Origin of the sequence: Janthinobacterium sp. NKUCC06_STL, assembly GCF_019345455.1 — a bacterium.
Taxonomy (GTDB): Bacteria; Pseudomonadota; Gammaproteobacteria; order Burkholderiales; family Burkholderiaceae_D; genus Janthinobacterium; species Janthinobacterium rivuli.
The window spans coordinates 466,827-489,898 of the sequence record NZ_JAHKQY010000001.1 but is presented as its reverse complement, the minus strand read 5'-3'; the positions used below and the strand labels follow the sequence as shown (position 1 = coordinate 489,898).

The window sequence follows — 23,072 nt, the reverse complement described above, 5'->3', positions numbered from 1 at the left end:
AGTATGTTGTTATCAGAGCAATGCTATAAGAAAATTGACCGCGAGCTGGCCAAGTATCCGGCCGACCAGCGTCAGTCGGCCGTCATGGCCGCGCTGGCCCATGCCCAGGATGAACTGGGCTGGCTGGCGCCGGAAACCATGAAGGAACTGGCCGATTACATCGGCATGCCGGCGATTGCCGTGCAGGAAGTGGCCACGTTCTACAATATGTACAACGTGAAACCCGTGGGCAAGCACAAGATCACCGTGTGCACCAACCTGCCATGCGCCCTGTCGGGCGGCGTGCGCGCTGCAGACTACCTGAAGCAGAAACTGGGCATCGATTTCCGCGAAACCACCGCAGACGGCCAGTTCACCCTGGTTGAAGGCGAGTGCATGGGTGCTTGCGGCGATGCGCCTGTCTTGCTGGTCAGTAATAAAACCATGTGCAGCTGGATGTCGAACGAGAAAATCGACGCCATGCTGGAGGAACTCAAGAAATGACGTCACTCCACAACCGCCATATTGATCCATTGATCCTGAAGGATCTGGATGGCAAGAACTGGCATTTGCAAGATTATGTGAACCGCGGCGGCTACAGCGCCCTGCGGCGTATCCTGGAAGAGAAAATCACGCCGGAACAGATCATCGCCGACCTCAAGGCTTCGTCCTTGCGCGGCCGTGGCGGCGCGGGTTTCCCTACCGGCTTGAAGTGGAGCTTCATGCCGCGCCAGTTCCCGGGCCAGAAATACCTCGTCTGCAATACAGATGAAGGCGAACCGGGCACTTTCAAGGACCGCGACATCATTCGTTACAATCCCCATGCCCTGATCGAAGGCATGGCCATTGGCGCTTATGCGATGGGCATCACCGTCGGCTATAACTATATCCACGGTGAAATCTTCCAGGAATACCTGCGTTTCGAAGAAGCGCTGGAAGAGGCGCGCGCCGCCGGTTTCCTGGGCGACAAGATCATGGGCAGCGAGTTCTCGTTCCAGTTGCACGCGCACCATGGTTATGGCGCCTACATCTGCGGCGAAGAAACGGCTCTCCTGGAATCGCTGGAGGGCAAGAAAGGCCAGCCGCGCTTCAAGCCGCCTTTCCCTGCCTCGTTTGGCCTGTACGGCAAGCCGACGACGATCAACAACACGGAAACCTTCGCGGCCGTGCCATTCGTGCTGAACATTGGTCCAGAGAAATACCTGGCGATGGGCAAGCCGAACAACGGCGGTTCGAAGATATTCTCGATCTCGGGCGACGTGGAAAAACCGGGCAACTATGAAGTGCCGCTCGGCACCCCGTTTGCGACCCTGCTGGAACTGGCAGGCGGCATGCGCGGTGGCAAAAAGATCAAGGCCGTGATCCCTGGCGGTTCGTCCGCTCCGGTGATCCGCGGCGACATCATGATGCAGACCGACCTGGACTACGACTCGATCGCGAAAGCCGGTTCGATGCTCGGTTCGGGCGCCGTCATCGTGATGGACGAAACACGCTGCATGGTAAAGGCGCTGGAACGCCTGTCCTACTTCTACTTTGAAGAATCGTGCGGCCAGTGTACGCCTTGCCGTGAAGGCACAGGCTGGATGTACCGCATGGTGCACCGCATCGAGCAGGGGCAGGGTCGTCCAGACGACCTGGACATGCTCAACTCGATCGCCGACAACATCCAGGGCCGCACCATTTGCGCGCTGGGCGATGCGGCTGCCATGCCGGTACGGGCCTTCATTAAGAATTTCCGTGAAGAATTTGAATATCATATCGAGCACAAGCATTGCTTAGTGCCCGCATATATCTAAGCTGCGTCAGGTAACGATCACCATGGTTGAAATCGAAATAGACGGCAAAAAAGTCGAAGTCCCTGCTGGTAGCATGGTGATGGACGCCGCCAACAAATTGGGAACCTACATTCCGCACTTCTGCTATCACAAGAAATTGTCGATCGCAGCGAACTGCCGCATGTGCCTGGTCGAAGTGGAAAAGGCGCCCAAGCCTTTGCCCGCTTGTGCGACCCCGGTCAGTGCCGGCATGATCGTGCGCTCCGCCAGCGATAAAGCTGTGCAGGCGCAAAAGTCGGTCATGGAATTCTTGCTGATTAACCACCCGCTCGATTGCCCTATCTGCGATCAGGGCGGCGAATGCCAGTTGCAAGACTTGGCAGTGGGCTACGGCAAGAGCGAATCGCGCTACAAGGAAGACAAGCGCGTCGTCACGCCGAAGGAAGCCGGTCCGCTGGTCTCCATGCAAGAAATGTCGCGCTGCATTCAGTGCACCCGTTGCGTACGCTTTGGCCAGGAAGTGGCCGGCGTGATGGAGCTGGGCATGATCGGCCGCGGCGAACACTCGGAAATCGTGTCCTTCGTCGGCCAGTCGGTCGACTCGGAACTGTCGGGCAACATGATCGACCTGTGCCCGGTTGGCGCACTGACCTCGAAGCCGTTCCGCTACAGCGCCCGTACGTGGGAACTGTCGCGCCGCAAATCGGTCAGCCCGCATGACGGCCTCGGTACGAACCTGATCGTGCAAGTGAAAGCTGGCAAGGTCAAGCGCGTATTGCCGCTGGAAAACGAAGCCGTCAACGAGTGCTGGATCTCGGACAAGGACCGTTTCTCGTACGAAGCGCTGGACAGCGCTGAGCGCCTGACGTCCCCGATGCTGAAACAAGGCAACGAGTGGAAAGAAGTCGATTGGCAAACGGCGCTGGAATACGTGGCGCACGGTTTGAAAAACATCAAGCACGAGCATGGCGCTGATGCCATCGCCGCGCTGGCAACGCCGCATTCGACCGTCGAAGAGCTGGTACTGCTGCAAAAAGTGGCCAACGGTCTCGGTTCCGAGAACGTCGACTTCCGCCTGCGCCAGACCGACTTCGCGCTGGACGCTGGCGTCAAGCCATGGCTGGGCATGCCGATCAACGAATTTGGCCAGATCAAGCGCGCCTTCGTCATCGGTTCGTTCCTGCGCAAGGATCACCCATTGCTGGCCACGCGTTTGCGCGCGTCCGTCAAGGGCGGCGCCAAGCTGTCGATCCTGCACGCCTCGGACGATGATCAACTGATCACCATCGCCAACAAGATGATCGTGGCGCCAAGTGATTGGCTGGCGGCCTTGTCGGAAGTGGTCGTCGCTGTTGCCAAAGCCAAAGAAATCGCCGCGCCAGCCGGTTTTGAAGCGGTCACCGCTTCGGACGTGGCAGTGGCCATCGCCGCGAGCCTGATGGCTGGCGACCATGGCGCCGTGCTGCTGGGTAACGCCGCAACGCAACACCCGCAAGCGTCGCAACTGCATGCTGCCGCGCAATGGATCGCCGAACAGACGGGCGCCAAGCTCGGTTACCTGACGGAAGCGGCCAACACGGTTGGCGCGCACCTGGTCGCCAAGCCGCGCGCGAATGTGCAAGCTGCTTTTGCCGTGCCGAAAAAAGCCTACGTGCTGCTGCACGCCGAGCCGGAGCTCGATGCCGCCAATCCACAAGCGGCCCGCGCCGCCCTGGATGGCGCCGACATGGTCGTGGCCATGTCCGCCTTCAAGCACGGCATGGATTACGCCGATGTCTTGCTGCCGATCGCCCCGTTCGCTGAAACCTCGGGTACCTTCGTCAACTGCGAAGGCCGCGCGCAAAGCTTCAACGGCACCGTGAAACCGCTGGCGGAAACCCGTCCAGCCTGGAAAGTGCTGCGCGTCCTGGGCAACATCCTGGGCCTGGCCGGTTTCGACTACGACACCTCCGAAGCGATCCGCGACGAAGCGTTTGGTGCTGGCGTGACCGATCTGTCGGCACAGCTGAACAACATCGCCAAGAACGCGCCGGAAGCGGCAAGCTACGCACCGGCTTCACCAAAGCTGCAACGCATCGCCGACGTGCCGATCTACTTCGCCGACGCGCTGGTACGCCGCTCCGAACCGTTGCAACGCACGGTCGATGGCGCCGCGCCGCAAGCGCACCTGTCCCTGGCGCTGGCTGAAAAGCTGGGCATCAAGGCGGGCGACAAGGTCAAAGTGGCGCAAGGCTCCGGCAGCGCCATCCTGGTGGCGGCTATTCACGCCGGCCTGCCAGCCAATGTGGTCAAAGTGTCGGCGGCGCATGCCTCGACGGCTGGCCTGGGCGGCATGTTCGGTGACATCACAGTTGAAACAGCAGAGGGGAAAATCTGATGGCTCTGCCTGAATTTGTAAACGTCATCAACAGTACCGGCCAGGATTTGCTGGGCGCTACCTGGCCGTTCTTCTGGACCCTGATCAAGATCCTGTGCGTGCTGTTGCCGCTGATGGGCCTGGTTGCTTACGCCACCCTGTGGGAGCGCAAGCTGATCGGCTGGATCCAGATCCGCGTCGGCCCGAACCGCGTGGGTCCATTGGGCTTGCTGCAACCGATCGCCGATGCGCTGAAACTCTTGTTCAAAGAGATCATCATCCCGGCCAAGGCCGCCAAAGGCCTGTTCGTCATCGGCCCGATCATGACCATCATGCCGGCCCTGGCCGCCTGGTCGGTCGTGCCGTTCGGTCCGGAAGCCGTGCTGGCCAACGTCAACGCGGGCTTGCTGCTGCTGCTGGCGATTACCTCGATGGAAGTCTACGGCATCATCATCGCCGGCTGGGCCTCGAACTCGAAGTACTCGTTCATGGGCGCCATGCGCGCTTCGGCACAGATGATTTCGTATGAAATCCCGATGGGCTTCGTGATGGTCATCGTGCTGATGGTCTCGGGCAGCCTGAACTTCATCGACATCGTCGGCGGCCAGCAAATCGGCTACTTCGCCGACAAGGGCGTGAACTTCCTGTCGTGGAACTGGCTGCCGCTGCTGCCGATGTTCGTCATCTACATGGTGTCGGGCCTGGCAGAAGCCAACCGTCACCCGTTCGACGTCGTCGAAGGCGAGTCGGAAATCGTTGCCGGCCACATGGTCGAGTACTCGGGCATGGCCTACGCCATGTTCATGCTGGCCGAATACGCCAACATGATCCTGATCGGCGCCCTGACTTCGATCATGTTCCTCGGTGGCTGGTCCGCACCATTTGCCTTCCTCGAGTTCTGGGGTGGTTTCGGCGGCTTCTTCTGGCTGTTCGCCAAGACCTTCTTCATCGTGTCGGTGTTCATCTGGGTACGCGGTACTTTCCCACGCTACCGTTATGACCAGATCATGCGCCTCGGCTGGAAAGTGTTTATCCCGTTGACGCTGGTCTACCTGGTCTTCGTCGCTGCCTGGATGCAGACATCCTGGAATATTTGGAAGTAAGAGAGTGCATACGAATGGATAAGGTAAAAGATTTCTTCAGCAGCCTCTTGTTAGGCGAGCTGATCAAGGGCATGGCGCTGACAGGCAAGTACATGTTTTCGCGCAAGATCACGGTGCAATTCCCGGAAGAGAAGACACCGATCTCGCCGCGTTTCCGTGGCTTGCACGCGCTGCGCCGCTACCCGAACGGCGAGGAACGTTGCATCGCCTGCAAACTGTGCGAAGCGGTTTGCCCGGCGATGGCCATCACGATCGAATCGGAACAGCGTGACGACGGCTCGCGCCGCACCACGCGTTACGATATTGATTTGACCAAGTGCATCTTCTGCGGTTTCTGCGAAGAGTCCTGCCCGGTCGATTCGATCGTCGAGACGCAAATCCTGGAATACCACGGCGAGAAACGCGGGGATTTGTATTACACGAAAGAGATGTTGCTGGCCGTGGGTGATCGTTATGAAAATGACATCGCCGCTGCGCGCGCCGCCGACGCACCTTATCGCTGATGGATGCGCCGTAGCCCTTGGCTGCGGCGCGCCCCTCGTTCATCTGTACGTCTATTGGGTTTTTTATGGACTTTAAAACAATTTTGTTTTACGCCTTCGCGCTGATCTTGATTCTGGCAGCGACGCGCGTCATCACGGCCCGTAATCCGGTCCACGCAGTACTGTTCCTGGTACTGTCGTTCTTTTCCGCAGCGGGCATCTGGATGCTGCTGCAAGCTGAATTCCTGGCCATCGTGCTGGTATTGGTGTACGTCGGCGCCGTGATGGTGCTGTTCCTCTTCGTGGTCATGATGCTCGATATCAATATCGACCGCATGCGCGAAGGCTTCTGGGGCTATCTGCCTTTGTCCGTGACGGTGGGCGTGATCATCGTGCTGGAAATGGCCGCTGTCCTGTGGCACGGTTTCCGCAACTTTGCGCCTAGCATCGCTCCGGTCAACGTCAACCTGGGCGGCACCAAGGAACTGGGCCTGCTGATCTACACGGAATATGTGTTCGCCTTCGAGATCGCCGCCGTCGTGCTGCTGGTGGCCATCGTTGCCGCGGTCGCACTGACCCTGCGCAAACGCAAGGACACGAAGCACTTTGCTCCAGGCGATGCCGTGCGCGTCAAGCGCAACGACCGCCTGAAGATCATCAAGATGGACGCGGTAGTCGAGCGTCCTGCGGCTGAGCCGGAAGTTAAGGAGGCACCATGACATTATCGCTCACACATTTTCTGGTCCTGGGCGCGATCCTGTTCGCAATCTCGATCGTCGGTATTTTCCTGAACCGCAAGAACATCATCGTATTGCTGATGGCAATCGAATTGATGCTGCTGGCGGTGAATATGAATTTCATCGCGTTCTCCCATTTCATGGGCGACGCGGCCGGTCAGATCTTCGTTTTCTTCATCCTGACGGTTGCCGCCGCTGAGTCGGCTATCGGTCTGGCTATTCTGGTGGTGATGTTCCGTAATCTGGATACCATCAACGTCGAAGACCTGGACAGCCTCAAAGGCTGATGTTTTTCAGACTCGATCTCTCGAATAATAACGATTAAGGTTCATCATGGCGGGGCAACTCCTCAACCCTAACCTCCTTCTTGCCGTACCGCTGGCGCCGCTGGCCGGTGCCGCGATTGCAGGCTTGCTTGGCACCCAGTTCCTGGGTAATTTGGTCGGACGCAAGACGTCGCATACCGCGACGATCCTGGGCGTACTGATTGCGTTCATCCTGTCCGTGCAGACACTGCTGGCAGTGATGGATGGCGCGACATTCAACGGCACGATCTATAACTGGATGACGATCGGCACCCTGAAGATGGAAGTGGGCTTCCAGATCGATTCGCTGTCGGCGATGATGATGTGCGTGGTCACCTTCGTCTCCCTGATGGTGCACATCTACACGATCGGCTACATGAAGGACGACGAAGGCTACAACCGCTTCTTCGCCTACATCTCGCTGTTCACGTTCTCGATGCTGATGCTGGTCATGGCCAACAACTTCCTGCAACTGTTCTTCGGTTGGGAAGCCGTGGGCCTGGTCTCTTACCTCTTGATCGGTTTCTGGTACCAGCGTCCGACGGCCATCGTGGCCAACATGAAGGCTTTCCTGGTCAACCGCGTGGGCGACTTCGGCTTCATCCTGGGCATCGGCCTGCTGCTGGCCTACGCCGGCACCATGAACTACCAGGAAGTGTTCGCCAAGAAAGACGAACTGGCGCTGTTGAGCCTGCCAGGTACCGACTGGGCCCTGCTGACCGTGGCCTGCATCTGCCTGTTCATCGGCGCGATGGGCAAGTCGGCGCAGTTCCCGCTGCACGTGTGGCTGCCTGACTCGATGGAAGGTCCTACCCCGATCTCGGCACTGATTCACGCCGCGACGATGGTGACGGCCGGTATCTTCATGGTCTCGCGCATGTCGCCGCTGTTCGAACTGTCCGACACGGCACTGTCCTTCATCCTGGTGATCGGTTCCATCACGGCACTGTTCATGGGCTTCCTGGGCATCATCCAGAACGACATCAAGCGCGTCGTCGCTTACTCGACCTTGTCGCAGCTGGGCTACATGACCGTCGCGCTCGGTTCGTCCGCCTACTCCGTGGCCGTGTTCCACCTGATGACACACGCATTTTTCAAGGCACTGCTGTTCCTGGGCGCCGGTTCCGTCATCATCGGCATGCACCATGACCAGGATATCCGCAACATGGGTGGCCTGCGCAAATACATGCCGATCACCTGGATCACGTCACTGGTCGGTTCGCTGGCCCTGATCGGCACGCCGCTGTTCTCCGGTTTCTACTCGAAAGACAGCATCATCGAAGCCGTCGAAGCAACGCACATCTGGGGTGCTGGCTTTGCCCAGTTCGCCGTGCTGGCTGGCGTGTTCGTCACCGCCTTCTACTCGTTCCGCATGTATTTCCTCGTCTTCCACGGCAAGGAACGTTTCGGCCAGGCGCACGCGCACGGTCATGACGACCATCACGCGCCTGCGGCCAAGCATGATTCGGACGCGCACGATGAAGAAGAGGAAGACGACCACGCGCACCACGGTCTGGAACCTGGCCAGAAGCCGCATGAATCCCCATTCGTCGTGTGGTTCCCGCTGGTGATGCTGGCGATCCCGTCGCTGCTGATCGGTTACCTGACGATCGGCCCGATGCTGCATGGCGATTTCTTCAAGGGCGTGATTTTTGTGGGCGAAAACCATCCAGCAATGGAAGAGTTGTCGCATGAATTCCACGGCGCAATGGCGATGGCGATCCACGGCCTGTCGACGGCACCGTTCTGGCTGGCATTGTCCGGCGTGGTGGCAGCCTACTACTGCTACATGGTCAACCCGCGTGTACCGGCCTGGTTCTTTGCCAAGTTCCACGCGATCCACACCCTGCTGGACAACAAGTACTACATGGACAAGTTCAATGAAGTCGTGTTCGCCGGCGGTGCCCGCTTGCTGGGTAATGGCCTGTGGAACTTCGGTGACAAGAAGCTGATCGATGGCCTGCTGGTCAACGGTAGCGCCAAGGTCGTCGCCTGGCTGTCCTCGCTGTCGCGAGTGTTGCAGACCGGCTACATCTATCACTATGCATTCGTGATGATCCTGGGCGTGCTGGGCTTCCTGATCTATTTCCTGCCATTCTGGCCCGCTAAGTAAGCTGACCTGATAAAAGAATACTGAGAACCATGATGCAGTCTACGATTTCTACACTACCTCCTTACCTGAGTCTGTCGATCTGGGTGCCGATCATTTGCGGCGTCCTGATCCTGGCTCTCGGCCGTGACAGCAAAGCGGGCTTTACCCGCTGGCTGTCGCTGGCTGGCGCCGTGCTCAGCATGCTGTGCACCTTGCCGCTGATCCAGCATTTCGACAACGCCGCACACGGCATGCAATTCGTCGAAAAAGCACCGTGGATAGCAACCTTCAATATCTGGTACTCGCTGGGTATCGACGGCCTGTCCCTGTGGTTCGTGCCACTGACCGCCTTCATCACCGTCATCGTCGTCATTTCGGCCTGGCAAGTGATCGAGAAGCGCATCGCTCAGTACATGGGTTCGTTCCTGATCCTGTCGGGCCTGATGATCGGCGTGTTCTGCGCGCTGGACGGCTTGCTGTTCTACTTCTTCTTTGAAGCAACCCTGATCCCGATGTTCATCATCATCGGTATCTGGGGCGGCTCGAACCGCGTGTACGCGTCGTTCAAGTTCTTCCTGTACACCTTCTTCGGTTCGCTGCTGACCCTGGTTGCCATCATCTACCTGCGCAATGTGTCGGGCACCTTCGACATCCTGGCCTGGCATGCGTTCAAGCTGACGATGAACGAACAGATCTTCATCTTCCTGGCCTTCCTGATGGCGTTTGCCGTCAAGGTGCCGATGTTCCCCGTCCACACGTGGCTGCCTGACGTCCACGTGGAAGCGCCTACCGGTGGTTCCGCCGTGCTGGCCGCCATCATGCTGAAACTGGGCGCCTACGGCTTCCTGCGTTTCTCGTTGCCGATCACGCCGGACGCCAGCCACTACCTGTCGGGCTTCATGATCACCCTGTCGCTGATCGCCGTGATCTACATCGGTCTGGTTGCCCTGGTGCAAACCGACATGAAAAAACTGGTCGCCTATTCGTCGATCGCGCACATGGGCTTTGTGACCCTGGGCTTCTTCATGTTCAACGACATTTCGGTGCAGGGCGGTATCGTGCAGATGGTCTCGCACGGCTTCATCTCCGGCGCGATGTTCCTGTGCATCGGCGTGCTGTATGACCGCATGCATACCCGCAACATCGCCGACTACGGCGGTGTCGTGAACCGCATGCCGAAATTTGCCGCCTTCTTCGTGCTGTTCTCGATGGCCAACTGCGGTCTGCCAGCGACGTCCGGCTTCGTCGGCGAATTCATGGTGATCCTGGGCGCGGTGAAATACAACTTCTGGATCGGTCTGCTGGCTGCAACGGCACTGATCTGGGGCGCGGCGTACTCGCTGTGGATGGCCAAGCGCGTGGTGTTCGGCAAGATCAAGAACAAGCATGTGGCCGAACTGACCGACATCAACAAACGTGAATTCTTCATGCTTGCCGTGCTGGCCATCGCCGTGCTCGTGATGGGTCTGTACCCAGCCCCGTTCACCGACACGATGCAAACTTCGGTTGCTGACCTGCTGCAGCATGTCGCCACCAGCAAGTTGCCTTAAATAGAAGACCGATAACATGACTAATGCACCTAATCTGGTACCGCTGTACGCGGAAATCTTTCTGCTGATCGCCACGTCGGCGCTCTTGCTGATCGATATGTTCTTGCCTGCGGCGAAGCGTTCGATCACCTATGCGCTGTCCTTGCTGACCCTGGCCGGCTGCGCCTTGCTGACCGTGGGCGACTTCAACGCGGGCACCACCGTCTACACGTTCCATAACATGTTCGTGTCGGATCCGATGTCGCAGTTGCTGAAACTGTTCTCGTACGGCGCCGTGGCGCTGACCCTGATCTACTCGCGTGCCTATGCCACCGACCGCAACATGCTGTCGGGTAACCTGGGCGGCGAGTTCTACGTGCTGGCCCTGTTTGCACTGCTGGGCCAGATGATCATGATCTCGGCCAACAACTTCCTGATCATCTACCTGGGTCTGGAACTGATGTCGCTGTCGCTGTACGCACTGATCGCTTTGCGCCGTGACAATGCCAAGGCCACGGAAGCGGCCATGAAATACTTCATCCTGGGCGCGCTGGCTTCCGGTTTCATGTTGTACGGTATCTCGATGCTGTACGGCGCCTCCGGCACCCTGGATCTGGGCGAACTGCGCGTGGCGCTGGAAAACGGCAAGACCAACGGCACCATCATGGTCTTCGGCCTGGTCTTCCTCGTTGCCGGCCTGGCCTTCAAACTGGGCGTCGTGCCATTCCACATGTGGGTGCCTGACGTGTATCAAGGTTCGCCAACGGCCGTGACCTTGCTGCTGGGAGGCGCGCCGAAACTGGCCGCGTTTGCCATCACCCTGCGTTTGCTGGGCGAGGGCTTGCTGCCAATGGCGCATGACTGGCAGCAGATGCTGCTGGTACTGGCCGTGATGTCGCTGGCTATCGGTAACTTCACCGCCATCGCGCAAACCAACTTGAAGCGCATGCTGGCGTACTCGACTATCGCGCAAATGGGCTTCGTTCTGCTGGGTCTGTTGTCCGGTACCGTTGACGCACCGAACAACACCCTGAACGCGGCTGGCGCAGCCACCGCCTACGGCGCTTCGATGTACTACGTCATCACCTACGTGTTCACTACCCTGGGTACCTTTGGCGTGATCATGTTGCTGGCACGTAATGGTTTCGAAGCAGAAGAACTGGCCGACTTCAAGGGCCTGGGCAAACGCAGCCCGATCTTCGCGCTGGTGATGACTCTGTTCATGTTCTCGCTGGCCGGCGTGCCGCCGCTGATGGGCTTCATGGCCAAGTACTCGGTGCTGGCTTCCGTGCTGGCCACGGGCCAGCTGTGGCTGACCATCGCTGCCGTGCTGTTCTCGCTGATCGGCGCCTTCTACTACCTGCGCGTCGTGAAAATGATGTGGTTCGACGAGCCGACCGATAGCAATGCACTGGTCGTGCATGGCGACATGCGCGTCGTGCTGGCACTGAACGGCGTGTTGGTCCTGGCCCTTGGTGTGATGCCTGAGAGCATCCTGGCGGCCTGCGCTTCGGCCATCACCAAGACCCTGGCGTCCTGACCGATGGACGTCACCGTCTCGAGCTGGCTGGTGATCGCCCTGGGCATCCTGGGCGCCAACCTGCCTTTCCTGAACGAGAAGCTGTTTGCCGCCGTGCCGCTGAAAAAGGCGGCGCAAGCAGAGCAGGGCTGGCGCAAGCCGCTGGCGCTGCGCCTGCTGGAGATGGTGATTCTGTATTTCATCGTCGGCGCCGTGGCCTTCGCGCTCGAAGCGCGCATCGGCAACGGTTTCCCGCAGACGTGGGAGTTCTATGCCATCACCGGCTGTCTGTTCCTGGTGCTGGCTTTCCCGGGTTTCGTAACACGTTACCTGCGCAAACGCCGCTAGGCAACATCTCCGAAAGCGGCGCCTCTGGCGCCGTTTTTTATTGAATAAAGGAATCCCATGGATACCCAAGCCACTGATACGCAATTGATTGAAACCAAGGTCGATGGCGAGCTCGTCTACCAAGGCGGCTTCCTGCGCGTGCAGCGCGACCGTGTCGCCCTGCCTGACGGCAAGATCACGGCGCGCGAATTCGTCCTGCATCCGGGCGCCGTCGTCATCCTGCCGCTGCTCGACGATGGCACGGTGCTGATGGAACGCCAGTACCGCTATCCGCTGGACCGGGTCTTCATTGAATTCCCGGCCGGCAAGATCGACGCGGGCGAATCGCACCTGGCGTGCGCCCAGCGCGAGTTGCTGGAAGAGACGGGCTACACGGCCAGCGACTGGCAATTCGTCTCCACCATCCACAACGCCATCGCGTACTCGGATGAACACCTGGAATTGTTCCTGGCGCGCGGCCTGGTCGCCGGCGAACGCCAGCTCGACGAGGGCGAATTCCTGGAGACATTCACGGCCACCGTGCCGCAGCTGCTGGACTGGGTCAGGGATGGCACGATCACGGACGTGAAAACCGTCATCGGCATCTTCTGGCTCGACAAGATCACCAGCGGCGCCTGGCAAGCGGCTTGATACAGCGCATGCGCACGGCAATCTTCCTGCTGCTGGCGTCCGCCAGCCTGGACACCCTGGCGGCTGCGCGCACGCCGTTCCAGGTGCGCTGCGAAGACACGATCAGCAAGACGGTGTCCGTGCTGACGGCGCAGCAGAACGGCTACAGCATCGACACGCATCTGCCATACAAGGCGCTGACGGTGATGAAGGGCACGGCGCGCGCGAATACCTGGGTGCTGGGACTGACGAAGACGGATTCGCGCGTGGCCATCGCCCTGGCTGGCCCCATGCTGCAAGATCCGGCCAGCGGCTATGAATGCGTGGCGCCGCAGATCACCGTGTCCCTCACATATGCACCCGTGGTGATCTATATCGGCCGCGAGTTTGCGCCAGGCACTTGCGCGTATGATGAGATACTTGCGCACGAGCTGCGGCACATGAAAACCTATATGGAACACTTGCCGCGCGTGGAAAAAACCGTGCGCGCGGCGCTGGCCAAGCGCTTCGAGGCGCGGCCCCTGTATGCGCCCAGCGGCACGGCCAAGGCGGCGCTGGCGCGCGAGATCGACACGGGCTGGTTGCCATACGTCAAGGCCGAAATGCGCAAGGTGGAAGCCTTGCAGGCGGCCATCGATTCTCCGCAAGAATATGCGCGCCTGGGCAAGGCCTGCAAGGGCGAGATCCAGAACATCCTGACGGGCAAGACAGCGTCCGCCAACTAGACAAGGAATGGCATGACAGCAGCACCGAACACCATCCGCTACTTTGCGCTGATTCCCGCCGCCGGCGTGGGCGCGCGCATGGAAGCGGGCAGTCCCAAGCAATATTTAGCCATCGCCGGCAAACCCATGCTGCGCCACGCGCTCGACGCCTTTCTTGCCAGTCCCCTGATCGCGCACACGTATGTCGTCGTCAGCGCCGACGATGGCGTGATCGACACGGTCGTGCCGGCGCATGGCGTGACTGTACTGCGCTGCGGCGGCGCCACGCGCATGGACAGCATCCTGAATGGCTTGCACGCCTTGCACGGCAGCATCGCTGCCCACGACCAGGTGCTGGTGCACGACGCGGCGCGGCCCGGCCTGACGCCGGCGCTGATCGCAAAACTCATCACGGAGGTGGGCGACCACCCGGCCGGCGGCTTGCTGGCCTTGCCCGTGGTCGATACCGTCAAGCGGGCCGGCCCTGCCAATGTGTCAGCGCAGACGGTGCCGCGCGACGGCCTGTGGCTGGCGCAGACGCCGCAAATGTTCAGCTATGCGCTGCTGCACCAAGCCTTGTCCGAAGCGCCCGATCCGCAAGCGATCACGGACGACGCCAGCGCCGTCGAAGCGCTGGGCCTGGCGCCCAGGCTCGTCGAGGGTCATCCGCGCAACCTGAAGGTGACCTTGCCGCGCGACATACACACGGCAGAGCTGTATTTGACCCATCCTTGAATCCTGAATCGAAAGACCGCATGACGACCATCACCACTCCCGTATTGCCATTTCGCATCGGCCAAGGCTATGACTGCCACGCGCTGGTGGAAAACCGCGACCTGATCATCGGCGGCGTGAACATCCCCCATCACCTGGGCTTGCTCGGCCACTCCGACGCCGACGTGCTGCTGCACGCCATTACCGACGCCATCTTCGGCGCCGCCGCCCTGGGCGACATCGGCCGCCATTTCCCCGACACGGATGCGCAATTCAAGGGCGCCGATTCGCGCACCCTGCTGCGCGAAGCCGTGCGCCGCGTGCAGGCGACCGGTTATATCATCGGCAATATCGACGCCACCATCATCGCCCAGCGCCCGAAAATGGCGCCGCACATCGCCGCCATGTGCGCCAATGTGGCGGAAGACCTGGGCGTCGCCGTGGGGCAGGTCAACATCAAGGCCAAGACGAATGAAAAACTGGGCTACCTGGGCCGTGAAGAAGGCATCGCGGCCGAAGCCGTGGCCTTGCTGCTGCGCGCCTGATACGCCACAGACCATCGACCACTGACAGGAGAGAGCATGTTCCAGCGACGCCGTATCAGCATTGTGCTTGCATTCGCACTGACCGCCGCGCCATCGGCCTGGGCCGAACTGCAAGCCACGGGCGAGCCGCCCGCCGCGAAACAGGGCTGGAAGGCCGAGACCGTCGCGCAGGGCGTGCGCCAGCCGTGGGGCATCGCCTGGCTGGGCGAGGGGCGCGCGCTCGTCACCAGCAAGCAGGGCACTTTGCACCTGCTGAACGGCAAGAAATTCGAGGATGTGGCGCTGGAAGGCATGCCCAAGGTGTATACGGGCGGGCAGGGCGGCTTGCTCGATATCGTCATTCACCCGCAAGATGCCAGCAAGCCGAATCCACGCGTCTACATGACGGTGTCGACGGGCACGAATGACGCCAACCGCACGACCCTCGTGCGCGGCGTGTTCGACGGCAAAAAGGTGACGGGCATCCAGACCCTGTTCAAGGTCGCCACGGACAAGAGCGGCGGCCAGCACTTCGGTTCGCGCCTGCTGTGGCTGCCGGACGGCACTTTGCTGATGAGCGTGGCCGATGGCGGCAATCCGCCGTTGCGCATCAAAGACCGCCTGGCGCGCGAGCAGGCGCAAAACCTGGCCACGCACCAAGGCTCCATCCTGCGCCTGACGGACGAGGGCAAACCGGCGCCCGGCAATCCGCTGGCGGCCAAGGGCGCCTTGCCGGAAATCTGGTCGTACGGCCACCGCAACGTGCAGGGCATGGCGCTCGATCCCGTTTCCGGCCGCGTGTGGGCCACGGAACACGGCCCGTACGGCGGCGATGAGCTGAACCTGGTGGTAGCGGGCGGCAATTACGGCTGGCCCCTGCAAAGCTATGGCGCCGACTACACGACGCACGAGCCTATCGGCAAGCATGAAGTGGCGGGCATGCTCAATCCGAGCGTGGCCTGGGTGCCATCGCCAGCGCCGTCGGGCCTGGCCGTCTACACGGGCGACAAGATTGCCGCCTGGCGCGGCAGCATCTTCAGCGGTGGTCTGGCGGCCAAGGATATCCGCCGCATCGCCGTCGATGCCAGCGGCAAGGTGACGGGGCAGGACCGTCTGGCCATCGGCGCGCGCGTGCGCGACGTGCGCCAGGGGCCGGACGGCTACCTGTATGCGCTGACGGATGAAGACAACGGCCGCCTGTTGCGCATCGTGCCCCAGTAACACGGCAGGCGCCATCTTCGCTTAAGATGGCGCCTTTACTTCCTTCAAGGTGGCGGCATGGCCCGTGATACTTATGCATACCGGCACGTTGCCGTCGAATCGCGCGCGATTCATGGCAAGGTGGAAATCCGCCCAGTGCCGGGCCAGGCCTTCTCTCCCGAACTGGCCGTGCAGTGCTCGCGCCGCCTGGTCGACCTGCAACAGTACCCGCTGGGCAGCCGCTTTCTGCTCTTTGCCAAGCTGACGGACCGCCTGGGCGGCACGCCCTTTCTGTATGCGTATCACGGCGATGCGGACGTGGTCATGACGCCAGCCGAAGTGACGAAATTCCTTGGCGAATTCCGCCGCGGCCGCATTTGACATCTACGAGGCCATGCAGGCCGCGCCGGTCTTGACGCTGGCGCGCGGCTTGCCGAAAATGGCGATCGTCAGCGCGCAGCCGAGGGCGAACAGGCCACCGATGACCATCGCGCTGGACACGCCCAGCCGGTCGACGGCCATGCCTCCCAGCAAGGCGCCTGACGCCAGCGACACTTGCACGATGGCGACAAACAGCGCGCTGCTGCCTTCCATCAGTTCCGGCGCCGCCTTGAACATCCACGTCTGCACGGCGATCGGCATGGCGCCGAAACCGAAACCCCACACGGCCACCAGCAGCATGGCGGTGAGCGAATGGCTGCCGAACGCGGCCAGGGCCAGGGTGGACAAGCCCAGCACGGCGCCCGTCACCATCAGCGCGGCCCGTTCGTAGCGGCCGGCGGCCCAGCCGCCCGCGAGGTTGCCGATGAAGCCGGAAGCGCCGTAGACGAGCAGCATGGCGCTGACCGTGCCGGCCGCCAGGTGCGAGATTTGCGTGAGGAAGGGCGCGATATACGTGTAGGCGGCGAACTGGCCCGTGAAGAGCATGGCCGTGGCGATCAGGCCCAGCCTGGCCTTGCGGATGCCGAAAATCATCGGCAGCTGGCGCAAGCGGATGGCCTGCGTCGGTGGCAGCTTGGGCAAGAGCAACAACTGGCCGAGGAAGACCAGCACGGCAATGGCGCTGGCAGCGCCGAAAGCCACTCTCCATCCCACCAGTTCGCCCACCAGCGCACCGGCCGGCACGCCCGCTACCGTGCCCAGCGAAACGCCGGCGAAGATGATGGACATGGCGCGCGACGCATGCTGTGGCGCCACGAGGCGCGGGCCGATGGCGCTGCCGATGGCCCAGAAGCCGCCGACGCCGACGCCCAGCATGGCGCGGCCCAGCAGTATCCACGCATACGAGGGAGCCAGCGCCACCAGCAGGTTCGAGGCGACCAGCAGAGCCGTGAGGGCCAGCAGCACGATGCGGCGGTCCAGGCGGCCCGAGCCGACGGTGACGAAGATGGCGGCAAACGCGGCAACGATGCCGGGCGTGGTGATCATCAAGCCCGCCTGGCCCTTGCTGATGGACAGTTCGGCGGCCATGGCCGGCAGCAGGCCGACGGGCAGGAATTCGGAGGTAACGAGGGCGAAGGCGCCAATGCCGACCGACAGGACGGCCAGCCATGGCGCCACGGTGGTATCGTCGCCAGTAGCGTGGGAAGGTGTTTGCATGTGAGGTTCCTGAAAAGCCGGAAGGTTTTTAACCGGTCGGTATATAATCAGGGCAGGCAGACAGTGTTGTCAATAATTTTTTACCGAACGGTATGAAACAAGATAAAGAAGAGGCGCTAGCCAAGGCAAAAACGGGGCGGCCACGCACCTTCGACGAGGACGCGGCGCTCGATTGCGCCATGAAAGTATTCTGGGAAAAGAGCTATGAAGGCAGTTCCTTGCCGGAATTGACGAAAGCCATGGGCATGAACCGGCCCAGCCTGTATGCCGTCTTTGGCAACAAGGAACAATTGTTCCACAAGGCGCTCGAGCGCTACAGCGACACGCGCATGCGGTTTTTCGATGCGGCGCTGGAACAGCCGACGGCGCGCCAGGTGGTGGAAGCCTTGCTGACGCAATATGTCGACGCGCAAACCATGCCCGACGGGCCGCACGGCTGCATGGGCGTCAATGCGGCGCTGGCGTGCAGCGACGATGCCTTGCCGATCCGCGATGAATTGTTCGCGCGCCGGCTGCGCGGTGAAATCAAACTGCGCGACCGCTTGCGGCGTGCCAGGGAAGAGGGGGATTTGCCGCCCGATTCCTGCCCCGAGCAGCAGGCGCGCTTTGTCGTGACCCTGTCGCAGGGCATGGCCATCCAGGCGGCGGCCGGCGTCTCGCGCGAACAGTTGCAGCAGATGGTGGGTTTGCTGCTGCGCAATTGGCCCTTGTAACTACCCTGTCGGGGCGATGGTCTTGGCCAGGTCGCTGGGCGCCTTGCGCCGCCAGGCGGCCGTCAGGGCGGCGGCCAGCATGTCCAGCTCGGCGTCCGCCAGACGCACCGTGATGCCGGCCAGGCGTTCGCCCCACCACAGCTTTTCGCAGCCCGATGGCGTGATGACGGTGGCGATATGCGCCGCTTCCGCATCGAGCAGTACGTTGATGTGCTCGTCATCGGGCAGGGTGGCGAAGATCTTCCCGCCCACGCGGAAGGCCGGACGGTCGTGGTGTTCTTCCTCGGTGGTGTCGGGAAACGACAGTGCCAGATAGCGTAGTTCTTCCAGGTCGACCATTCCTCTTTCCCCCTGTTCGGATAGATAGCAGCGTGACTACATTTTGCCATGCTGTTTCGCCCCGTGGTGCAGCGGCATGCGAAAAGAAATGCGCAAGATGCGACACTGGCGCGCGCGTTTGTGGCGCTAGCGCGACAGGTCCGGCTGGCGCGCGAGGGGCACAATGCCCTTGCAGGCAGGATTGCCCAGCCTGTTTTGGCGTGCTTGCCATAAAAGTATCTTGCATGACTAAAAGAAAAATACTTTTCCTCTAGGGAATTTAAGATAGAATAGATTCAACGTTTCACCTGACCCGTCAATTGTCTGGTTTTGTCCCGGGAACCCGAACCCTTTCCAGGACGCTTGCAGTGCCGCCATGGCACGCCGCAAGTCCGCGCTGTTTTGCGGAAGCCACGTCCCCGGCCGCTCATCCTTGCACTTCCCGCGCTACGCCGACACGCCTCAATGCAGCGTGTATTCAGCTCAAGCGCCTTCACGCCTGTTGCGCCCGTTGAATACTTACTGACTGGATACTTATCATGAAAAACTTGCCTAAAATCGCCCTGTCCCTGATCGTTGCTGGTGTGTTTACCCATGCGAACGCCAGTACCATCACCGTGTCCACCGGCTACTCGAATGCCGGCGCGCAAGCTTCCGCCGCCGCTTACCAGTCCGTGGTGAATGCCGCCGTGGCCACGCCGGGCGCCGGCTATGGCACGACGACGATCGCCAGCTATAACAACTTCACGAACAGCAGCCTGTTCGGCAGCGGTTCGAACGTCGCCTTCAAGTCGGTGATCAATTTTGGTGTCAGCGCAGCCGACGCGGGCGCCTGGAGCTTCCGCAGCGGCGTCGATTTCGGCAAGGGCGGGGCTCTGTTCCTCGACGGCGTGGCGCTGGATTTCAAAAGCAGCGACTTGTGGTGGGCTGGTAATTACAATAACAGCAGCCAGTTCCTCGGCGGTTCGGGCACATTGTCGGCCGGCAACCACACCTTGAGCATCTTTGGCCTGGAAAACTGCTGCGATGGCGGCCAGCAAGTTCAGTTCAAGGCGGGCAACAACAATTTCGCCAGCTTTTCCAGCACCGATGGCCTGGTGTCGGCCGTGCCGGAACCGACCATCTACGCCATGCTGCTGATCGGCCTGGGCCTGCTGGGTTTTACGGCGCGCCGCAAGCAGGATGACAAATTCTAAGCGCCCGTTTTAACAGTACTACTCTGCGCGCCTCAAGGCGCACGTAAAAAAGCCCGCCGGTCTGCCAGGACACGGCGGGCTTTTTGCATGACGGCGGCTCAATCGCCGCTGTCTTCGTCTTCGTCGGCGCCCTTGGCCGCCTTGCCCCGCTCGGCGTCGACGGCGCGCTGCAGGCCGGCCGCGTCGCGGAAGAAGGCTTCCATCGTACTGTCCGGGCTGACACGCAGAACCGGAGGGTAAATGACCGACATGTATGTCTCGTCGGCCAGGCGGCCGCTGATCTGCAGGTTGCTCAGCAGGATCAGGGTCGAGCCAATGATCGCCAGCACGACGGCGACGAGGCCGAAGCGGCGCGGATGCTGCGGCTTGATCGTGCACAAATGGTAGTAGATCATGACGCAGATGATGACGATGAACATGTGCCGTCCGTAGCGCGTCAGCGCTTCCAGTGACAGCGCATACGCCGCCACGTTGCTGCCCAGTTCCCACACTTCCATGGCCAGCAAGCCGCAGCCGATGATGAACAGGTGGCGGCCGAAGCGCGCCACATGGCCGAACAGCCGGTTTGCCACGGCCCAGACCGACGCCCACACGAGGCCGCCGGCCAGCGCGTAGGCGATGATCATCAGGTAGGAAATCGGCTCGAAGGCATCCGCATCACTGAGCCAGTTGCTGAAGGCGGCCGAGGCGCCGATCATGGCCAGGCCGGCGACGGCCGGGCGCAAGCCTTCCCAGTCGTGCCGGGTCGTGTCGCCCAGTTCGGGCGCCACCGGATGATCGCTGGCGCGCACGCGCAGGCGCGTGTGGCCGAGGCGCACGATACTGTTGCCGCTCATGGCCACTTGCAGTTGCCGCTGTCCCCGGTGGATCACGCCATTCTGGCTGCCCAGGTCGCGCAGCAGCAGGCCGCCGTCGCCGTCGTCCTCGACGATGGCGTGCGCGGCCGCCGTATGCGCGTCGTCGAGGATGAAGTCGTTGTCGTAGCCGCGGCCGATGCGGATCGGCAGGGACTCGATCCGCTGGCGCTGCTGCACTTCGCCATTCTCGGCGAGGATTTCGATAAAGTATGGTGCTTTCATGGCTTGCGGCTGCTGGTGGTGGAGGGCGCGCGCGACAGCGCTTCGAGGAAGGTGCGCGTGACGCGCATGCCGTTGGCGTAGGACACGCCGCGCGCGTCGATGCGGCTTTGCAGGCTCATCAGTGGCTCATCGGTGCTGGCGGCCAGCAGGGCAAAGTCGTACAGTCCCGTAAATTTGCGGTAGGCGCGCACGCACAGCACGGCGCGCAGGGGCAGGGTTTTGTTCTTGACGAACTGTTCGGTGCATTGCGGCCCGGTCAGGTTCACGCTCTTGTAGCTGCCGAAACTTTCATTCTTGAACGACGCGCTGGCCAGCTCGGAAAAGCGCAGGGCGCCCAGTTCGCTGCTGCGCAAAAATTCGTGGCGCATCGACACTTGCCCCGTTTGCAGGGCGCCGGAAATGAAGATGGCCGATTCCATGGCGCAGCTGGTGTTGTCGAGCATATAGGGCTTGTCGGACTTGACGTTGGAGCGGCCCCAGCAGCGCATCTGGTCGGACTCGCGCACGGGCACGCGGTACGGCCCCATGGCTTTCAGGCTCAAGGGCGTGTCGAGCAGGCGCGCCAGCATGACTTCCTGGTGCGCCAGCAGTTGCGCCGTCACCAGCGGCTTGAAGTCTTTCGGCGGCTTGCCTTGCTGCGCCACCTTGGCCAGCAATTGCTGGGCATAGCGGGCCGGCACGAGGAAACTGACGAGTTCGCCATCGAGGCGTTTCGAGACATTGATGCCGGCCACGTCGCCATTCGCCGTGACGCTGGGGCCGCCGCTCATGCCGGAATTGATCGGCCCTGTAAACATCAGCTGGTCGTAAAAGCTGCGCGTGACGACGCCGTTGTACGAGCCTTCCGAAATGGCGAAGCCCAGGTCCAGCGGATTGCCCATCGAATACAGATACTGGCCCTGGGTCAGCGGCGCCAGCGGCTCCGGCATCTTGAAGAAACCCGTGCCGTGGCGGTTCACGCGCAATACCGCCAGGTCGTGCAGCACGTCGACGGCCAGCAATTCCACATTGCCGCGCTGGCCGCTCGTGTCGACCCACTCGCCCACGTAGGTATCGGGGTCGAGCGCGAACTGGGACACCACGTGATAGTTGCTGACCACCAGGTCGCCCGTGCCGATCAAGAAGCCCGAGCCGACGGACGATTGCGTGCGGCCGTTTTTCAGCAGCACGCGCACTTGCAGGATGTCGGCGCGCGCGGCCGTGTACAGCTTTTGCGCGGCCGACGAGGGCGGCGGCAAGGCAGCATGTTCGGTGGCGGTGGGCGCGGCGGTGGCCGGCGGCGGTTTGATGGGGGGAGTCGAGGCGGTGGGGGCCGCGGCTGGCGCAGGTACCGGGGCCGCGTGTGCGCCTGCCGCAGCGCACAGGCTGGCCAGCAGGAAGGCGTAGTCAGATAATTTCATGCATCCTTTGTGCGTGAGCCGGAGTGAGGCCGGTGCCCGGGTGACACGCCGTTCCGCGCCAGCCCGGGGGACTACAGGGCGCCGTCTTCCAGCGCCGGCGCCGTTTCCGGCGTCATCATGTGACCGAGCTTGCTTTGCTTGGTATTCAGGTAGTGCTGATTGAAGGCGTTGCGGTTGACCAGCAGCGGCACCCGTTCGGCCACCGTGATGCCCAGCGCTTCCATGGCGGCGATCTTGCGCGGATTGTTCGTCATCAGGCGCAGGCTGTGGATGCCAAATTGCGCGAACATGGGTTTGCACAAGGTGTAGTTGCGCGCGTCGGCCTTGAAGCCCAGCTGTTCATTTGCCTGCACCGTGTCGGCGCCCGCTTCCTGCAGGCGGTAGGCGCGGATCTTGTTGATCAGGCCGATGCCGCGTCCTTCCTGGCGCAGGTACAGCAAGATGCCGCGGCCTTCCTCGGCGATGCGTTTCAGGGCGCCCTCGAGCTGCGCGCCGCAGTCGCAGCGCTGCGAAAACAGCACGTCGCCCGTCAGGCACTCGGAATGCACGCGCGCCAGCACCGGTTCGCCGTTGCCGACATCGCCCAGCACCATGGCCAGGTGTTCCTTGCCCGTCGCGTGCTCGACAAAGGCGTGCAGGGTGAACTGGGCCCACGGCGTCGGCAGTGCGCAGGAAGTCGTGTAATCCAATTCGCCTGTCGCCAGGAGGTCTGCGCCGCTTTGCATGGTTGTGCTCATATAAGTAATTATCAAAAATAAAAGGCGCGCGACACCACTCCGGTGCCGGCGCGC

24 protein-coding genes are annotated in these 23,072 nt (G+C 61.5%); 19 read left to right on the top strand and 5 right to left on the bottom strand.

Translation table 11 applies throughout. From position 1 onward, the window contains the following. The first annotated feature begins 3 nt into the window (after nt 1-3). The 17 genes from nuoE (at nt 4) to KO539_RS02135 (ending at nt 16,357) form a co-directional block, all read left to right on the top strand. Entirely contained in the window at nt 4-483 is a 480-nt protein-coding gene (nuoE, locus tag KO539_RS02215; RefSeq protein WP_034749989.1) for an NADH-quinone oxidoreductase subunit NuoE, read from the top strand. Further along, nucleotides 480-1,775: an NADH-quinone oxidoreductase subunit NuoF gene (gene nuoF / locus KO539_RS02210; protein ID WP_010399729.1), complete on the top strand. Its 1,296-nt coding sequence runs from the start codon at nt 480-482 to the stop codon at nt 1,773-1,775. The genes nuoE and nuoF overlap by 4 nt, the downstream gene beginning before the upstream one ends. A 22-nt stretch (nt 1,776-1,797) precedes the next feature. Then, the gene (nuoG, locus tag KO539_RS02205; RefSeq protein ID WP_219307132.1) at nt 1,798-4,131 is read left to right on the top strand and encodes an NADH-quinone oxidoreductase subunit NuoG; all 2,334 of its coding nucleotides are present in this window, start codon (nt 1,798-1,800) and stop codon (nt 4,129-4,131) included. Next, entirely contained in the window at nt 4,131-5,213 is a 1,083-nt protein-coding gene (gene nuoH / locus KO539_RS02200; protein ID WP_219307130.1) for an NADH-quinone oxidoreductase subunit NuoH, read from the top strand. Before nuoG ends, nuoH begins: the two co-directional genes overlap by 1 nt. 14 nt (nt 5,214-5,227) lie before the next feature. Beyond that, entirely contained in the window at nt 5,228-5,716 is a 489-nt protein-coding gene (gene nuoI, locus KO539_RS02195) for an NADH-quinone oxidoreductase subunit NuoI (protein WP_010399726.1), read from the top strand. A 65-nt stretch (nt 5,717-5,781) separates the two neighbouring features. Further along, nucleotides 5,782-6,414, top strand: coding sequence for an NADH-quinone oxidoreductase subunit J (locus tag KO539_RS02190; protein WP_034749981.1), 633 nt, complete (start codon nt 5,782-5,784; stop codon nt 6,412-6,414). Continuing rightward, nucleotides 6,411-6,719, top strand: a complete 309-nt coding sequence (gene nuoK, locus KO539_RS02185; RefSeq protein WP_010399724.1) for an NADH-quinone oxidoreductase subunit NuoK — start codon at nt 6,411-6,413, stop codon at nt 6,717-6,719. Before KO539_RS02190 ends, nuoK begins: the two co-directional genes overlap by 4 nt. Before the next feature lie 46 nt (nt 6,720-6,765). Beyond that, on the top strand, nt 6,766-8,850 hold the full coding sequence (gene nuoL / locus KO539_RS02180; RefSeq protein WP_219307129.1) for an NADH-quinone oxidoreductase subunit L: 2,085 nt from the start codon (nt 6,766-6,768) through the stop codon (nt 8,848-8,850). A 29-nt stretch (nt 8,851-8,879) separates the two neighbouring features. Next, entirely contained in the window at nt 8,880-10,379 is a 1,500-nt protein-coding gene (locus tag KO539_RS02175; protein WP_035820511.1) for an NADH-quinone oxidoreductase subunit M, read from the top strand. 16 nt (nt 10,380-10,395) lie between these two features. Continuing rightward, on the top strand, nt 10,396-11,898 hold the full coding sequence (gene nuoN / locus KO539_RS02170) for an NADH-quinone oxidoreductase subunit NuoN (RefSeq protein WP_219307127.1): 1,503 nt from the start codon (nt 10,396-10,398) through the stop codon (nt 11,896-11,898). Between the two features lie 3 nt (nt 11,899-11,901). Further along, a complete protein-coding gene (locus KO539_RS02165) occupies nt 11,902-12,225 on the top strand; it encodes a DUF2818 family protein (RefSeq protein WP_035820507.1) in 324 nt (107 codons plus the stop codon). 57 nt (nt 12,226-12,282) lie between these two features. After that, nucleotides 12,283-12,855: an NUDIX domain-containing protein gene (locus KO539_RS02160; RefSeq protein ID WP_219307126.1), complete on the top strand. Its 573-nt coding sequence runs from the start codon at nt 12,283-12,285 to the stop codon at nt 12,853-12,855. A gap of 8 nt (nt 12,856-12,863) precedes the next feature. Continuing rightward, on the top strand, nt 12,864-13,559 hold the full coding sequence (locus KO539_RS02155) for a hypothetical protein (RefSeq protein ID WP_219307125.1): 696 nt from the start codon (nt 12,864-12,866) through the stop codon (nt 13,557-13,559). Nucleotides 13,560-13,571: 12 nt separating this feature from the next. Further along, nucleotides 13,572-14,273 (top strand): 2-C-methyl-D-erythritol 4-phosphate cytidylyltransferase, encoded by a 702-nt coding sequence (gene ispD / locus KO539_RS02150; protein WP_219307124.1) that lies wholly within the window; start codon nt 13,572-13,574, stop codon nt 14,271-14,273. Nucleotides 14,274-14,293: 20 nt separating this feature from the next. After that, a complete protein-coding gene (gene ispF / locus KO539_RS02145) occupies nt 14,294-14,797 on the top strand; it encodes a 2-C-methyl-D-erythritol 2,4-cyclodiphosphate synthase (protein WP_219307123.1) in 504 nt (167 codons plus the stop codon). 36 nt (nt 14,798-14,833) lie between these two features. Next, a complete protein-coding gene (locus KO539_RS02140) occupies nt 14,834-15,997 on the top strand; it encodes a PQQ-dependent sugar dehydrogenase (protein WP_219307122.1) in 1,164 nt (387 codons plus the stop codon). Between the two features lie 57 nt (nt 15,998-16,054). After that, nucleotides 16,055-16,357 carry a hypothetical protein gene (locus KO539_RS02135; protein ID WP_035820495.1) on the top strand — a complete coding sequence of 101 codons (303 nt, stop codon included), beginning with the start codon at nt 16,055-16,057 and terminating at the stop codon, nt 16,355-16,357. 3 nt (nt 16,358-16,360) lie between these two features. Here the strand turns inward: KO539_RS02135 and KO539_RS02130 are convergent, their stop codons facing one another. After that, a complete protein-coding gene (locus tag KO539_RS02130; protein WP_219307121.1) occupies nt 16,361-17,575 on the bottom strand; it encodes an MFS transporter in 1,215 nt (404 codons plus the stop codon). Between the two features lie 92 nt (nt 17,576-17,667). On the opposite strand from KO539_RS02130, the gene KO539_RS02125 reads away from it, so the two are divergent. Beyond that, nucleotides 17,668-18,288 carry a TetR/AcrR family transcriptional regulator gene (locus KO539_RS02125; protein ID WP_219307120.1) on the top strand — a complete coding sequence of 207 codons (621 nt, stop codon included), beginning with the start codon at nt 17,668-17,670 and terminating at the stop codon, nt 18,286-18,288. Here the strand turns inward: KO539_RS02125 and KO539_RS02120 are convergent, their stop codons facing one another. Continuing rightward, the gene (locus KO539_RS02120; protein WP_034779482.1) at nt 18,289-18,627 is read right to left on the bottom strand and encodes an MmcQ/YjbR family DNA-binding protein; all 339 of its coding nucleotides are present in this window, start codon (nt 18,625-18,627) and stop codon (nt 18,289-18,291) included. Between the two features lie 518 nt (nt 18,628-19,145). Between KO539_RS02120 and KO539_RS02115 the strand changes: the two genes are divergently transcribed. Further along, nucleotides 19,146-19,802: a CCXG family PEP-CTERM protein gene (locus KO539_RS02115; protein WP_219307119.1), complete on the top strand. Its 657-nt coding sequence runs from the start codon at nt 19,146-19,148 to the stop codon at nt 19,800-19,802. A 98-nt stretch (nt 19,803-19,900) separates the two neighbouring features. Here the strand turns inward: KO539_RS02115 and KO539_RS02110 are convergent, their stop codons facing one another. The 3 genes from KO539_RS02110 to ribA form a co-directional block, all read right to left on the bottom strand. Beyond that, complete coding sequence (locus KO539_RS02110; RefSeq protein WP_219307117.1) at nt 19,901-20,881, bottom strand: FHA domain-containing protein; 981 nt, start codon at nt 20,879-20,881, stop codon at nt 19,901-19,903. Beyond that, complete coding sequence (locus KO539_RS02105; protein ID WP_219307115.1) at nt 20,878-22,281, bottom strand: serine protease; 1,404 nt, start codon at nt 22,279-22,281, stop codon at nt 20,878-20,880. Before KO539_RS02105 ends, KO539_RS02110 begins: the two co-directional genes overlap by 4 nt. Nucleotides 22,282-22,352: 71 nt before the next feature. Beyond that, the gene (gene ribA / locus KO539_RS02100) at nt 22,353-23,006 is read right to left on the bottom strand and encodes a GTP cyclohydrolase II (RefSeq protein ID WP_035820484.1); all 654 of its coding nucleotides are present in this window, start codon (nt 23,004-23,006) and stop codon (nt 22,353-22,355) included. Between the last annotated feature and the right edge of the window lie 66 nt (nt 23,007-23,072).

Bases quoted from the DNA above. Each gene is read 5' to 3' on its own strand.
- KO539_RS02115 (WP_219307119.1), top strand. From the start codon at position 19,146: ATGAAAAACTTGCCTAAAATCGCCCTGTCCCTGATCGTTGCTGGTGTG.
- ispD (WP_219307124.1), top strand. From the start codon at position 13,572: ATGACAGCAGCACCGAACACCATCCGCTACTTTGCGCTGATTCCCGCC.
- KO539_RS02120 (WP_034779482.1), bottom strand. From the start codon at position 18,627: ATGGTCGACCTGGAAGAACTACGCTATCTGGCACTGTCGTTTCCCGAC.
- KO539_RS02190 (WP_034749981.1), top strand. From the start codon at position 5,782: ATGGACTTTAAAACAATTTTGTTTTACGCCTTCGCGCTGATCTTGATT.
- KO539_RS02175 (WP_035820511.1), top strand. From the start codon at position 8,880: ATGATGCAGTCTACGATTTCTACACTACCTCCTTACCTGAGTCTGTCG.
- KO539_RS02105 (WP_219307115.1), bottom strand. From the start codon at position 22,281: ATGAAATTATCTGACTACGCCTTCCTGCTGGCCAGCCTGTGCGCTGCG.
- KO539_RS02130 (WP_219307121.1), bottom strand. From the start codon at position 17,575: ATGCAAACACCTTCCCACGCTACTGGCGACGATACCACCGTGGCGCCA.
- nuoG (WP_219307132.1), top strand. From the start codon at position 1,798: ATGGTTGAAATCGAAATAGACGGCAAAAAAGTCGAAGTCCCTGCTGGT.
- KO539_RS02165 (WP_035820507.1), top strand. From the start codon at position 11,902: ATGGACGTCACCGTCTCGAGCTGGCTGGTGATCGCCCTGGGCATCCTG.
- KO539_RS02155 (WP_219307125.1), top strand. From the start codon at position 12,864: ATGCGCACGGCAATCTTCCTGCTGCTGGCGTCCGCCAGCCTGGACACC.
- KO539_RS02110 (WP_219307117.1), bottom strand. From the start codon at position 20,881: ATGAAAGCACCATACTTTATCGAAATCCTCGCCGAGAATGGCGAAGTG.
- nuoE (WP_034749989.1), top strand. From the start codon at position 4: ATGTTGTTATCAGAGCAATGCTATAAGAAAATTGACCGCGAGCTGGCC.
- nuoK (WP_010399724.1), top strand. From the start codon at position 6,411: ATGACATTATCGCTCACACATTTTCTGGTCCTGGGCGCGATCCTGTTC.
- nuoL (WP_219307129.1), top strand. From the start codon at position 6,766: ATGGCGGGGCAACTCCTCAACCCTAACCTCCTTCTTGCCGTACCGCTG.
- nuoF (WP_010399729.1), top strand. From the start codon at position 480: ATGACGTCACTCCACAACCGCCATATTGATCCATTGATCCTGAAGGAT.
- KO539_RS02140 (WP_219307122.1), top strand. From the start codon at position 14,834: ATGTTCCAGCGACGCCGTATCAGCATTGTGCTTGCATTCGCACTGACC.
- ribA (WP_035820484.1), bottom strand. From the start codon at position 23,006: ATGCAAAGCGGCGCAGACCTCCTGGCGACAGGCGAATTGGATTACACG.
- nuoH (WP_219307130.1), top strand. From the start codon at position 4,131: ATGGCTCTGCCTGAATTTGTAAACGTCATCAACAGTACCGGCCAGGAT.
- KO539_RS02160 (WP_219307126.1), top strand. From the start codon at position 12,283: ATGGATACCCAAGCCACTGATACGCAATTGATTGAAACCAAGGTCGAT.
- KO539_RS02125 (WP_219307120.1), top strand. From the start codon at position 17,668: ATGAAACAAGATAAAGAAGAGGCGCTAGCCAAGGCAAAAACGGGGCGG.
- KO539_RS02135 (WP_035820495.1), top strand. From the start codon at position 16,055: ATGGCCCGTGATACTTATGCATACCGGCACGTTGCCGTCGAATCGCGC.
- nuoI (WP_010399726.1), top strand. From the start codon at position 5,228: ATGGATAAGGTAAAAGATTTCTTCAGCAGCCTCTTGTTAGGCGAGCTG.
- ispF (WP_219307123.1), top strand. From the start codon at position 14,294: ATGACGACCATCACCACTCCCGTATTGCCATTTCGCATCGGCCAAGGC.
- nuoN (WP_219307127.1), top strand. From the start codon at position 10,396: ATGACTAATGCACCTAATCTGGTACCGCTGTACGCGGAAATCTTTCTG.